The organism is Frigoribacterium faeni (genome assembly GCF_011761235.1).
Classification (GTDB): domain Bacteria; phylum Actinomycetota; class Actinomycetes; order Actinomycetales; family Microbacteriaceae; genus Frigoribacterium; species Frigoribacterium faeni_A.
Window position 1 is genome coordinate 866788 of record NZ_JAAOYW010000001.1, and the last position, 12404, is coordinate 879191.

The 12404-nt window shown below is 74.1% G+C and carries 10 protein-coding genes and 1 other RNA gene; 3 read left to right on the top strand and 8 right to left on the bottom strand.

The genetic code is table 11. The features are described 5' to 3' along the window. Window positions 1-67 precede the first annotated feature (67 nt). The 5 genes from FHR78_RS03965 to FHR78_RS03985 form a co-directional block, all read right to left on the bottom strand. Window positions 68-1180, bottom strand: coding sequence for an Rv2578c family radical SAM protein (locus FHR78_RS03965; RefSeq protein WP_166759180.1), 1113 nt, complete (start codon window positions 1178-1180; stop codon window positions 68-70). Between the two features lie 48 nt (window positions 1181-1228). Then, entirely contained in the window at window positions 1229-2659 is a 1431-nt protein-coding gene (locus FHR78_RS03970; RefSeq protein ID WP_243862137.1) for a malate:quinone oxidoreductase, read from the bottom strand. Window positions 2660-2774: 115 nt separating this feature from the next. Further along, on the bottom strand, window positions 2775-3452 hold the full coding sequence (locus FHR78_RS03975) for an SGNH/GDSL hydrolase family protein (RefSeq protein WP_166759182.1): 678 nt from the start codon (window positions 3450-3452) through the stop codon (window positions 2775-2777). Window positions 3453-3557: 105 nt separating this feature from the next. Beyond that, complete coding sequence (locus FHR78_RS03980; protein WP_166759183.1) at window positions 3558-4613, bottom strand: aspartate-semialdehyde dehydrogenase; 1056 nt, start codon at window positions 4611-4613, stop codon at window positions 3558-3560. 56 nt (window positions 4614-4669) lie between these two features. Continuing rightward, on the bottom strand, window positions 4670-5935 hold the full coding sequence (locus FHR78_RS03985) for an aspartate kinase (RefSeq protein WP_166759184.1): 1266 nt from the start codon (window positions 5933-5935) through the stop codon (window positions 4670-4672). Window positions 5936-6120: 185 nt separating this feature from the next. Between FHR78_RS03985 and FHR78_RS03990 the strand changes: the two genes are divergently transcribed. After that, window positions 6121-6930, top strand: a complete 810-nt coding sequence (locus FHR78_RS03990; protein WP_166759185.1) for a DUF1206 domain-containing protein — start codon at window positions 6121-6123, stop codon at window positions 6928-6930. Window positions 6931-6954: 24 nt separating this feature from the next. On the opposite strand, the gene recR is transcribed toward FHR78_RS03990, so the two are convergent. Both recR and FHR78_RS04000 read right to left on the bottom strand, forming a co-directional pair. Next, complete coding sequence (gene recR / locus FHR78_RS03995; RefSeq protein WP_166759186.1) at window positions 6955-7554, bottom strand: recombination mediator RecR; 600 nt, start codon at window positions 7552-7554, stop codon at window positions 6955-6957. Window positions 7555-7557: 3 nt separating this feature from the next. Beyond that, window positions 7558-10056 (bottom strand): DNA polymerase III subunit gamma and tau, encoded by a 2499-nt coding sequence (locus FHR78_RS04000; protein WP_166759187.1) that lies wholly within the window; start codon window positions 10054-10056, stop codon window positions 7558-7560. A 226-nt stretch (window positions 10057-10282) separates the two neighbouring features. Between FHR78_RS04000 and FHR78_RS04005 the strand changes: the two genes are divergently transcribed. Then, entirely contained in the window at window positions 10283-10900 is a 618-nt protein-coding gene (locus tag FHR78_RS04005) for a TasA family protein (RefSeq protein ID WP_166759188.1), read from the top strand. A 157-nt stretch (window positions 10901-11057) separates the two neighbouring features. Next, on the top strand, window positions 11058-12170 hold the full coding sequence (locus FHR78_RS04010; protein WP_166759189.1) for a signal peptidase I: 1113 nt from the start codon (window positions 11058-11060) through the stop codon (window positions 12168-12170). A 121-nt stretch (window positions 12171-12291) separates the two neighbouring features. Here the strand turns inward: FHR78_RS04010 and ffs are convergent. Further along, window positions 12292-12388, bottom strand: an RNA gene (gene ffs / locus FHR78_RS04015) — signal recognition particle sRNA small type. Between the last annotated feature and the right edge of the window lie 16 nt (window positions 12389-12404).

A 12404-nucleotide genomic window follows, 5' to 3' on the forward strand; every position in this document is an offset into this window, starting at 1 on the left:
GCGAGTGGCACGACCGGCGGGTTGTGCCCCGACCGGCGGGACGACGCGACGGCCACCGGCCGGGCGCTCAGAAGAGGCGCGGCTGCGGCGACCGCGCACCCCCCGGCAGCTCGTGCGCGATGAGCGACCGCGGCCGGCCGTCGACGCCGAAGCCCAGCGTGCCCCGGGCGGTCGCGGCGTCGTCGAGCGCGCTCGACCGGGTCGAGCCGGTGGCCGGATCGGCCGTGCCGTGCTCGAGGCCGTGCTCGGCGAGGAGGGGCCGCATGCGGGCCGCGAGCCACTTGCGGTACCCCAGCGGCGCGTAGGTGCTCGAGGCGTACATGTCGCGGTAGCGGACGACGAGCTCGGGGTGCTCGCGCTCGAGCCAGGCGAACCACCATTCCTTGACGCCGGGCTTGAGGTGCAGGGCGCTGTAGAGCAGGCTCGTCGCCCCGGAGGCGCGCACCGCCTCGAGGGCCCGGTGCAGGTGGTCGAGGTCGTCGGTGAGCCAGGGCAGCACCGGCATCATGAACACGGAGCAGCGGAGCCCCGCGTCGGTCGCCGCGCGGACGGTGGCGAGGCGCGCCGCGGTCGTCGGGGTGCCGGGCTCGACCGACTGCTGCAGCTCGTCGTCGTGGATCGCGATCGACATCGCGATGTCGACGGGCACGTGCTCGGCCGCCTCGACGAGCAGCGGCAGGTCGCGCCGCAGCAACGTGCCCTTGGTGAGGATGCTGAAGGGCGTGCCGGAGTCGGCGAGGGCCGCGATGATGCCCGGCATGAGGCGGTACTTGCCCTCGGCCCGCTGGTAGGGGTCGGTGTTGGTGCCGAGCGCGACCGGGTGGCCCTGCCAGCTGGGCCGGTGCAGCTCTCGGGCGAGCACCTCGGCCACGTTCACCTTGACGACGATCTGCTTGTCGAAGTCGTCGCCCCCGTCGAGGTCGAGGTACTCGTGCGTGGGCCGCGCGAAGCAGTAGACGCAGGCGTGGCTGCAGCCGCGATAGGGGTTGATCGTCCAGCCGAAGGGCAGCGCGGAGTCGCTACCCGGCACCCGGTTGAGCGCGCTCTTGGCGAGGATCTCGTGGAACGTCACGCCCGCGAACTCGGGCGTCGTGACCGACGCGACGAGGTTCGACAGCTTCGCGAGACCGGGCAGCGCGGCCGGGTCCGCCGTCGTCGTCGCCTGTTCGCTCCATCTCATGGAGACAGTCGAACACATGTTCGACCGGGCGTCAAACGGAGGCGACCGCTACGCGTGGATGTGCAGCGCCTCCGCGGTCGCCCCGAGGGTCGCGGCCGCCCGGGCCTCGTCGTCGGCGAGCTGATCGCCGTAGGTCGGCACCATGCGCCGCAGGGTCGGCGTCCAGCTGGCGATGCGCTCGGGGAAGCAGCGCTCGAGCACCGACAGCATGATCGGCACCGCGGTCGAGGCGCCGGGCGAGGCGCCGAGCAGGCCGGCGATCGTGCCGTCGGCCGCGGAGACGACCTCCGTGCCGAACTGCAGCACGCCGCCCTTCTTAGCGTCGCGCTTGATGACCTGCACGCGCTGGCCCGCGGTGATGCGGTACCAGTCGGCCGGGTCGGCGTCGGGCATGAACTCGCGCAGCGACTCGAACTTCGTCTCCTTGCTGGCGGCCAGCTGGCCCAGCAGGTACTTCACGAGCGAGAGGTTCGCGAGACCTGCCCGGATCATCGGGTACAGGTTGTGCGGCCGGATCGAGGCGAACAGGTCGAACCACGACCCGTTCTTGAGGAACTTCGGGCTGAAGCCGGCGTAGGGGCCGAACATGAGGCTCGCCTGACCGTCGACGACCCGGGTGTCGAGGTGCGGCACCGACATGGGCGGCGAACCGACGGCCGCCTTGCCGTACACCTTTGCGCTGTGCTTGGCGACGACGGCGGGGTCGTCCGTGCGCAGGAACTCGCCGCTGACGGGGAACCCGCCGAAGCCCTTGATCTCGTCGATGCCCGACTTCTGCAGCAGGTGCAGGGCACCTCCGCCGGCGCCCACGAAGACGAAGCGCGCGTCGACGCTCGTCGGGGTGCCGCCCACCTGGCGACGCATCTTGACGCGCCAGGTGCCGTCGGCGAGCTTGGTCAGCCCCGTCACGCGGTGGTCGAGCTCGATCCGCGCCTCGTTCTCCTCGAGGTAGGTGAGCAGCAGGCGGGTCAGGCTGCCGAAGTCGACGTCGGTGCCCGCGGCGATGCGCGTCGCCGCGATGGGCTGGTCCTTCGCGCGGCCGACGATGAGCGCCGGCGCCCACGTGCGGATGACGGAGGCGTCGGTGCTGAACTCGATGCCCGCGAACAGCGGGTGGTCGCGCAGCGCCTCGTGCCGCTTGCGCAGGTACTCGACGTTCGCCTCGCCCCAGACGAAGCTCATGTGCGGCGTGGAGTTGATGAAGGCGGAGGGCTCGGGCAGGGCGCCCTCGGCGACGAGGAACGACCAGAACTGCCGCGACACCTGGAACTGCTCGTTGACCTTCACGGCGCTGCTGGTGTCGATCGAGCCGTCGGCGCGCTCGGGCGTGTAGTTGAGCTCGCAGAGGGCCGAGTGGCCCGTGCCCGCGTTGTTCCACGGGTTGCTCGACTCTTGTGCCACGTCGCCGAGCGCCTCGTAGACCTGGATCGTCCACGTCGGCTCGAGCTGCTTGATCATGGCGCCCAGGGTGGCGCTCATGACGCCGGCCCCGATGAGGGCGACGTCGACGGGCTTCGTTGCCTTCGATGCTTCGGTCACGAGGAGCAGTCTAGGCGTCGCGTCTGGGTGCCGGACGGCCGAGCCGTCCGGTGCGTCACAGCCCGAGCGTGGTCAGCTCGGCGTCCATGCGCCGGGCCATCTCCGCGTAGCCGTCGTCGTTCGGGTGCAGCCCGTCGGCGGCCATCCACTCGGGGTGCCCCTCGAGCCAGCGCGAGGCCCCGGGCACCCAGTCCGCGCCCACGTCGAGCGCGGCGTCGTGGACCCAGCCCGCGATGACGTCGACGCTCTCGGGGCGCTCGTCGGTGTACCAGAACGGCTCGACGACGACGAGGCGCGCGTCGGGCAGGGCGCCCGCGATCCGGTCGAGGTCGGCGCCGATCTGGTCGTGGATCTCGTCGGCCCGGGCGTCGTACGAGAAGGAGTCGTTCAGCCCCATCGTGACGACCACGATGTCCGGGTCGGCGGCGACGACGAGGCCGGGCAGGTCCCCGCCCTCGAACGACGTGCGGTGGTTGACGAAGCCGAGGCCGTTGACGCTCGGGTTGTACTCCCGCCAGCCGCGCTCCTCGCTGATGATCGTCGACCAGCGCAGCGACGGGTCGGAGGCGCCCGTCCCGAGCGTGTACGAGTCGCCGTAGAACGCGACGAGCGGACCGTCCCCCGCGGGCACGGACTGCGACGCGGCGGGCTGCTCCGCCGCCGGGGCGGCACAGCCCGTCAGCACGGCGACGGAGGCGACGAGGGCGGCGAGGCCGGACGTGAGACGGGTCATGCCGGGGGTTCGGAGCCACGCCGGGCGCGGTTCGGGAGCCGCCTGTCTCGACGACCGAGGAGGCGCCGGTCGCCGACCCGCGCCTCCTCGGTCGCGGTCGCGACCCTAGGCCGTCGCGAGACGGCGGGCCGCGACGATCTCCGCGATCTGCACCGCGTTCAGGGCCGCGCCCTTGCGCAGGTTGTCGTTGCTGATGAAGAGGGCGATGCCGCGGTCGTCGGGCACGCCTTCGTCCTGCCGGACGCGCCCGACGAACGACGGGTCCTTGCCGGCGGCCTCGAGCGGGGTGGGCACGTCGGTCAGGACGACGCCGGGCGCGTCGGCGAGCAGCTCGCGGGCGCGGGCCGCGGTCAGCGGCGAGGCGAACTCGGCGTTGATCGACAGCGAGTGGCCCGTGAAGACGGGCACGCGCACGCAGGTGCCGCTGACGAGCAGGTCGGGACGCTCGAGGATCTTGCGGCTCTCGTTGCGGAGCTTCTTCTCCTCGTCGGTCTCGTCGAGGCCGTCGTCGACGATCGAGCCGGCGAGCGGGATGACGTCGAAGGCGATGGGGCGCACGTAGACGGCGGGCTCCGGCATCTCGACCGCGCCTCCGTCGTGGACGAGGCCCGCCGCGTCGCCGGCGAGGGCGGCGCGCGCCTGGCCGAGCAGCTCGTCGGCGCCCGCGAGCCCGCTGCCGCTGACGGCCTGGTAGGTGCTGACGACGAGCCGCTGCAGGCCGGCCTCGGCGTCGAGCACCTTCAGCACGGGCATCGCGGCCATCGTGGTGCAGTTCGGGTTGGCGACGATGCCCTTGACCGCCTCGTCGATGGCGTGCGGGTTGACCTCGCTCACGACGAGCGGGACCTCGGGGTCCATCCGCCAGGCGCTCGAGTTGTCGATGACGAGCGCGCCGGCCGCGGCGAAGCGGGGGGCCTGGGCGCGGCTGCCCGTGGCGCCGGCCGAGAAGAGGGCGATGTCGAGGCCGGCCGGGTCGGCCGTCTCGACGTCCTCGACGACGACGTCGACACCGCGGAACGGCAGCGTCGTGCCGGCCGAACGGGCCGTCGCGAAGAAGCGGATCTCGGCGATCGGGAACTCCCGCTCGTCGAGCAGCCGCCGCATGACCTTGCCGACCTGGCCGGTGGCGCCGACCACGCCGACGCGCAGACCTTCAGACATCTCGTGCTCCTGGGTGGTGGTGGGTGGTGGGGACTCGTCGTCGGGCGCGTCGCCGGTCAGCGACCGGTGCCGCCCCAGACGACCGCCTCGACGTCGGCGTCGAGGTCGAAGGCCGTGTGCACGACCCGCAGGGCCTCGGCCAGGGTGTCGGCGCGGGTGACGACCGAGATGCGGATCTCGCTCGTCGAGATCATCTCGATGTTGATGCCGGCCTCGAAGAGGGCCGTGAAGAGGCGCGCCGAGACCCCGGCGTTGGTGCGCATGCCGGCGCCGACGAGGGCGAGCTTGCCGATCTGGTCGTCGTACTGCAGCGACTCGAAGCCGATCTCGGCGCGGTCCGACTCGAGGGCGTTGAGGACGACCGAGCCCTCGGACTTGGGCAGCGTGAACGAGATGTCGGTGCGGCTGGTCGAGGCGGCCGAGACGTTCTGGACGATCATGTCGATGTTCGCGCCCGTCTTCGCGACGGTGCGGAAGATCTGCGCGGCCTTGCCGGGCACGTCGGGCACGCCGACCACGGTCACCTTCGCCTCGCTCAGGTCGCCGGCGACGCCGCTGATGATGGGCTCTTCCACGTTCTCTCCCTCTTTCGGGTTGACGACCAGCGTGCCCTCGCCGTTGTGGAACGACGAGCGGACGTGCAGGGTGACGCCGTGGCGTCGGGCGTACTCGACGGCTCGGATGTAGAGCACCTTCGAGCCGGCCGCGGCGAGCTCGAGCATCTCCTCGCTGGTGATGCGGTCGAGCTTGCGGGCCCGCGGCACGACGCGGGGGTCGGCGGTGAAGACGCCGTCGACGTCGGTGTAGATCTCGCAGACGTCGGCGTCGAGGGCGGCGGCGAGCGCCACCGCCGTCGTGTCGGACCCGCCGCGGCCGAGCGTGGTGATGTCGCCCGTCGTGCGGTTGAAGCCCTGGAACCCCGCGACGATCGCGACCGAGCCGGCGTCGAGGGCCTCGCGGATGCGCCCCGGGGTGACGTCGACGATGCGCGCCCGGCCGTGCTGGGCGTCGGTGATCATGCCCGCCTGGCTGCCGGTGTACGAGCGCGCCTCGACGCCCTGGCTGCGGATGGCCATGGCGAGCAGGGCCATGCTGATGCGCTCGCCCGCGGTGAGCAACATGTCGAGCTCGCGGCCGCCGGGCATCGGCGTGACCTCGGCGGCGAGGTCGAGCAGCTCGTCGGTGGTGTCGCCCATGGCGCTGACCGCGACGACGACGTCGTTGCCGGCCTTGCGCGTCTCGACGATCCGCTTCGCGACGCGCTTGATGCTCTCGGCGTCGGCGACCGAGGACCCGCCGAATTTCTGCACGATGAGGCTCACGGTGGCGACTCCAGGAGGTGGGTGGCAGGAGGTGCGGGCGCGTCGGGCTGGCGGCGCCTGCGTCCGATGATCCTACGAGGTGACCGGGGCGTGTGACGACCGGGCCGGACCTGCCGGGCGACGACCGCCTCCTCGGCGCCGGGGCCGCCCGGGCCGGAGGCGCCGCGGACCTCTAGCGTGGGGGCATGACCGACGCCGCCGCGGACGCCCGCGGATCCGCCAGCCGCCTCCAGGACAGCCGTCCCCTCCGCACGCTCGCCCGCGTGGGGTTCGCGATGAACGGCCTGCTCCACGTCCTGATCGGCGGGATCGCCCTCGGCGTCGCGACCGGTGGGGGCGGCGAGGCCGACCAGGGCGGCGCGCTCGGCCAGCTCGCGTCGCGCCCCGGCGGCGCCGCGGTGCTCTGGGTGGTCGTCGTCGGCCTGTGGGCCCTCGGACTGTTCCAGCTGCTCGAGGCCGCCCTGGTGCGGGGCACCGACAAGGAGGCGTGGGCCGAGCGCGCGAAGGAGGGCGGCAAGGGCGTCGCCTACGTCGCCGTCGGGGTGACGGCCTTCACGTTCGCCCGGGGCGGCTCGTCGGACAGCTCGGACCAGACGCAGAGCCTCAGCTCGCGCCTGATCGGCACGCCGGGCGGGGTGGTGCTGCTCGTGGCGCTCGCCCTCGCCGTCGTCGCGATCGGGGTCTACTTCGTGGTCAAGGGGGTGCGGCAGAAGTTCCGCGAGGACCTCGTCGTGCCGTCCGGCACGGCCGGCCGCGCCACCGTGGCCCTCGGGGTCGTCGGCTACGTGGCCAAGGGCGTCGCGATCGCGGTGGTCGGCGTGCTGTTCGCGGTGGCGGCGTTCACCGCCGACCCGGACGAGGCCACCGGCCTCGACGGCGCGCTCAAGGCGCTGGCGGGCCTGCCTGCCGGCGTGGTGGTGCTGTCGGTCGTCGCGGCCGGGCTGATCGCCTTCGGCCTCTACAGCGTCGTCCGGGCCCGGCGCGCCCGGCTCTGACGCTGGGCCAGGTCGGGCCGGCGGCTACTCGGAGACGAGGCGCCGCCCCTCGAACGCCCGCCCGAGGGTGACCTCGTCGGCGTACTCGAGGTCGCCGCCGACGGGCAGTCCCGACGCGAGTCGGGTGACGCGGAGCCCGAACGGGGCGAGCATGCGCGACAGGTACGTCGCGGTCGCCTCGCCCTCGAGGTTCGGGTCGGTCGCGATGATGACCTCCTGCACCGTGTCGTCGGCCAGCCGCTGCACGAGCTGGCGGATGCGCAGGTCGTCCGGGCCGATGCCGTCGATGGGGCTGATCGCCCCGCCGAGCACGTGGTACAGGCCCCTGAACTCGCGGGTGCGCTCGATGGCCTGGACGTCTTTCGCCTCCTCGACCACGCAGATCGTGGCCGGCGACCGTCGGGGGTCGCGGCAGATGCCGCAGGTCTCCTGTTCGGTCACGTTGCCGCAGATCTCGCAGAAGCGCACCTTCGTGCGCACGTCGACGAGCAGCTCGGACAGCCGGGTGGTGTCGTACGTCTCGGTCTGCAGGATGTGGAAGGCGATGCGCTGCGCCGACTTCGGGCCGATGCCGGGGAGCCGGCCGAACTCGTCGATCAGCTCCTGGACGATTCCCTCGTACACGGACTACTCGCTTCCCTGAGGCGTGACGCGGGGTGCGATCGTCTCTTCTTCGATGAACTGGGCGCCGAGGATCTCGCGCACGACGGCCTCGCCGTAGCGGGAACCGGCGGGGATGCCCCGTCGGGGGTCGCCGGCCGCGGCACGGCGCTGCCCGGCGCTCGCCCCGGTGGAGGGCGCGGCGGCGGGCTGGCCCGCCCCGCCGGTCGGGGCCGACGAGCCGGGCCGCGTCGCCGGGGTCGACGGCGCCGGCGGCGCCACGTCGACGGGCGGCGGGGCCGCGTCGACCGTGGGAGCCCCGCCGGGGGGCTCCTCGGTGATGTACTCGGGCTCGTCGGGCTCGGGGGGCGGGGTCTGCGGGATCGTCGCGACGTCCCAGCCGGTCACCGGCCCCGAGGAGGCGGGGGTCGACCCGGCGGGACGCGCCGACCTGCCGGAGGAGGAGGCGGGCGCCCGGGTCGGCGCCGCGGCGGGCGCTCGCTCGGACGTGGGCTCGGGTGCGGCCGGGCTCGCGGGCCGCGGCTCGGCCGACACGGGCTGCGGCTCGGGAGCCGACGTCGGTCGGGCGGCCGAGGACGACTCGGTCGGGGCGACCGCGGCGGCCGCCGCGGGGGCAGGGCCGTCGCCGGCGCCCTCGACGCGGGCGATGTACTTGACGCGGACGCCCAGTACCTGCTGGATGGCCCGTCGGAGGTGCTCGCTGACGCCCTCGCCGGCGCCCTCGGGCTTCTTGAACGCCTCGACGTCGTGGGCGCTCGGGAACGTCAGCGTGAGCACGTCGTCGGCGTAGCCCTGCACGCTGGCCGTGACGACCACCATCCAGGCCGTGCGACGGGCCTTCTCGACGACCTCGACGATCTCGGGCCAGGCGTCGCGCATCTGCTGCAGCGACACGGGGCCGACCGGGGACGCGGAGGCGCCCGCCGGCGGGACGGCGCCCTCGACGGGAGGCGTCCGGGCCCAGGCGGCCGAGTGCGCCGCGGTCGGGGTGGCGGGCTCCGAGGCGGAGGACCCGTCGTCGGGCGCGGCCGACGCTGGCGTCGTCGCCTGCGCGGAGACGGCCCCCGGCGCCGAGTCGCGGCCGGGCGTCGAGACGCTCTCGGCGGCGGCCGGACGCGACGGCGCGACGGCGCCCCACGCCGCCGAGGCCGCGGCGGGGTCGGACGTGCTCGTCGTCGTGGCACGGGCGGCGTCGGAGCCGGGGCTCGAGCCGGCCCCCGCGCCGGCGCGGCCGGCGGCCCCGGCCTGCGGCTGAGCGCCGGATCGCGGAGCGGCCGTCGACGTGCTCGCCGGGGCGGCGGACGCCGCCGGCAGCGGGTGGACGGTGTCGCCCGCGGCGCCGTCGACGCCGACGCGGCGCTCGAGCCGCTCGACGCGGGCGAGCGCGCCGCGCGTGGTCTCGTCGGCCTCGGGCACGAGGACGCGCGCGATCATCAGCTCGAGGTGCAGTCGGGGCGACGTCGCGCCCGTCATGTCGGTCAGGGCCCGGTTGACGACGTCGGCGGAGCGCGAGAGCTCGGCGGCGCCGAACGCGTGCGACTGCTGCACGAGCCGGTCGAGCTCTTCGGGCGTGATGCCGCGGAGCACCGCGGAGGCGCCCTCGACGGTCGCGCCGACGACGATGAGGTCGCGGAGGCGCTCGAGCAGGTCCTCCACGAAGCGACGAGGGTCTTGACCGGTCTGGACGACGCGGTCGACGGCCGCGAAGGCCGCCGCGCCGTCGCGCTGCCCGAGGGCGACGACGACGTCGTCGAGGAGGGCGGCGTGCGTGTAGCCGAGCAGGGCCACGGCGCGCTCGTACTCGATGCCGTCGTCGTCGCTGCCGGCCATCAGCTGGTCGAGCAGCGAGAGGGTGTCGCGGACGGACCCGCCGCCCGCCCGGACGACCAGCGGCAGGACGCCGGGGGCCGCGGCGACGCCCTCGCTCTCGCTGAGCTGCTGCACGTACTCGAGCATCTGCGCCGGGGGCACGAGACGGAACGGGTAGTGGTGCGTGCGGGAGCGGATGGTGCCGATGACCTTGTCGGGCTCGGTCGTCGCGAAGATGAACTTGACGTGCTCGGGCGGCTCTTCGACGACCTTGAGCAGGGCGTTGAACCCCTGCGGCGTGACCATGTGGGCCTCGTCGAGGATGAAGATCTTGAAGCGGTCGCGCGCGGGGGCGAAGACGGCGCGGTCGCGGATGTCGCGGGCGTCGTCGACGCCGTTGTGGCTGGCGGCGTCGATCTCGATGACGTCGAGCGAGCCGCCGCCGTCGCGCGCGAGCTCGACGCACGAGGGGCAGACGCCGCACGGGGTGTCGGTCGGGCCCTCGGCGCAGTTCAGGCAGCGGGCGAGGATGCGGGCCGACGTGGTCTTGCCGCAGCCCCTCGGACCGCTGAACAGGTACGCGTGGTTGACCCGGTCGGCTCGCAGTGCGGTGCGGAGCGGATCGGTCACCTGCGACTGTCCGATCAGCTCGGCGAAGTTCTCTGGCCGGTAACGGCGATACAGGGCGGTGACCACGGGACAAGAGTAGTCGGGGCCGCCGACGTCCGTGCCGGAGGACGCCCGACGCGACCCCCCATCGGGGGTGGGCGGCACCCCTGGCGCACGTCGCGACTCCGCGGTATCTTCATCGCACCGGGCGTGCCTCACCACCACGCGCCGACCCGCCTCACCAGCGGGGACGCCCCGGTCGCGACCCACCCTCGCGGCCCACCGGCCAGGATCAGGATCAGGAGACACCCGCATGTCCGCAGCCACGGCGTCCTCGCGCGCCCACCGCCTCTCCGTCTCGGGCAAGGTCAGGGCCGTGCTGGCCCTGGGCACCGTGCTCGGGCTCGGCACCGTCGCCACCCTCGCGGCGTTCACCGACACCGTCACCGCGACCGGCAGCTTCAGCACCGGCGTCCTCGACCTCAAGCTCAACGACCAGGACTCGACGACGGCCCTCACCGGCCTGACGATGACGGCCGCGAAGCCCGGGGACACGACCTACGCGCTCCTCACGGTCAAGAACGCCGGCTCGCTCCCGTTCGGCTACACGTACGCGACGACGAGCACGACGGGCACCGACCCCCAGGTGCTCGCCGCGGCGCTCAACTTCGGCGTCGCCAGCCTCGGCACGGCCGCCGACACCAGCACGGCGCCGACCTGCAACGCGGGCGCCTTCACGGCGGCGACCACGGTGGTCACCGCGGCGACGACGAAGCTCAGCGCTGGCCCGGCGACCGCCGCGCCCCGCCCCCTGGGCGTCGGCCAGGTCGAGTACCTCTGCGTCCGCGCGGAGGTCGCCCCCGACGCCGGCAACGCGGTGCAGGCCAAGAGCGTGACCGCGACCATGACGGTCACCGCCACCCAGCAGTAGCCCTCGGCCCCCGCCTCCCAGGGCGGGCGTCCCGGAGCCCCCGCCTCCCTAGGCGGACGCGGCCCGGACAGGGAGCGGCGGAGTCCGGCGTCGGGTGCCCGACTCCGCCGTTCCCCCCACGATCCACCTGCCCGACGCTCGACGAGGGGAGCCACCGATGGCGTCCTCCCCCGGGCGCGCGCGGCACGACCGGCCGCCGCTCGACCACGCCCGCCGGTCGGCACGGGCGCGCTTCGTCGCGCGCGAGGTCGTCCTGTGGGCCGGCGCCCTGACGGGAGTGGTCTGCCTGACCGCCGCGGCCCTCGCGGTCGTCGCCGGGGTGACGCCCCTCGTGTTCCGCTCGGGGTCGATGTCGCCGGGCATCCCCACCGGCGCGCTCGCCCTGGCGAAGACCGTCCCGGCCTCGGAGGTGCGCCCGGGCGACGTCGTGAGCGTCCCGCGCGCGGACGGCGTCCGGGTGACCCACCGCGTGGTCGAGGCGGACGACGCGGGCGGCGCCTCCCGCTCGCTCGTGCTCAAGGGCGACGCGAACCCGGTCACCGACCCCGAGCCCGTCGTCGTCGCGGAGGCGGACCGCGTCTTCTGGTCGACGCCGCGGCTCGGCGAGTGGGTCGACCAGGCGCTGCGTCCGGGCTGGGTGTTCGTCGTCGGGACGCTCTTCGGCATGCTGGCGATGATCGGCTTCCGGCGCCCGGGCCCCGACGAGCTCGCGGCGACCGCGCGCGACGTGCCGCCCGGAGCCGACGAGGGAGCCGAGGAGGCGCCCGCCGGTCGCGAGGACGGGCCGCGCCACGCTGCCGGCCGGCACCGGACCTCCGGCGCCGCCGTGGTCTCGGGCGTCGTCGCCCTGGCTCTCGCGGCCGCGCTCGCCGCCGCTCCCCCGGAGCCGACCCTCGCCGCCTTCGCGGACACCTCGCGCGGCACCTCGACCCTCAAGACCGGCAGCCTGGTGGCCGCGTCGACCCTGACCTGCACGGGCGGCGGGGCGCTGGGTTCCCCGACCCTGACCTGGTCGGCCCCCGCGAGCTCCGGGGGCGTCGCCCCCTCAGGGTGGCGGATCCTCAAGGACGGCGCGACGGTCGCCACGACGTCGACCGGGACGGCGACGTCGTACCCCCTGTCGGGGTCGCTGCTGGGCGGGGGCACCTCCACCTATCGCGTGCAGGCGATCGTGGGGACGGCGCCCTGGACGTCGCCGCAGTCTCCCGGGTACTCGGTGACGCTCGTGACCCTGGGCCTCGGCTCGGTCTGCAACGCCCCCGTCACCTGACCCGCAGCGCCGCAGCGCCCGTGCAGAGGCGGCGCCTCCCTCGAGTACGCGACCGGCCAACCCTGTCTCGACCAGGCAGGAGGCCACGCCGCAGTGCCGCAGGGGCGGCGGCACGTCAAAAAGAAGCAGCTCCTCACGCACCCGCCAGAGCCCGGTTGCCCTTGCTGCGTTTCCGCCCTGGGGGAGTTGGCCTGGATGGCGCCACGTGAGGAGCCTCGAGAAGTTTAGCGGGTG

Coding starts and splice junctions, on each gene's coding strand:
- FHR78_RS03965 (WP_166759180.1), bottom strand. CDS start 1,180: ATGAGATGGAGCGAACAGGCGACGACGACGGCGGACCCGGCCGCGCTG.
- FHR78_RS03970 (WP_243862137.1), bottom strand. CDS start 2,659: ATGAGCGCCACCCTGGGCGCCATGATCAAGCAGCTCGAGCCGACGTGG.
- FHR78_RS03975 (WP_166759182.1), bottom strand. CDS start 3,452: ATGACCCGTCTCACGTCCGGCCTCGCCGCCCTCGTCGCCTCCGTCGCC.
- FHR78_RS03980 (WP_166759183.1), bottom strand. CDS start 4,613: ATGTCTGAAGGTCTGCGCGTCGGCGTGGTCGGCGCCACCGGCCAGGTC.
- FHR78_RS03990 (WP_166759185.1), top strand. CDS start 6,121: ATGACCGACGCCGCCGCGGACGCCCGCGGATCCGCCAGCCGCCTCCAG.
- FHR78_RS04005 (WP_166759188.1), top strand. CDS start 10,283: ATGTCCGCAGCCACGGCGTCCTCGCGCGCCCACCGCCTCTCCGTCTCG.
- FHR78_RS04010 (WP_166759189.1), top strand. CDS start 11,058: ATGGCGTCCTCCCCCGGGCGCGCGCGGCACGACCGGCCGCCGCTCGAC.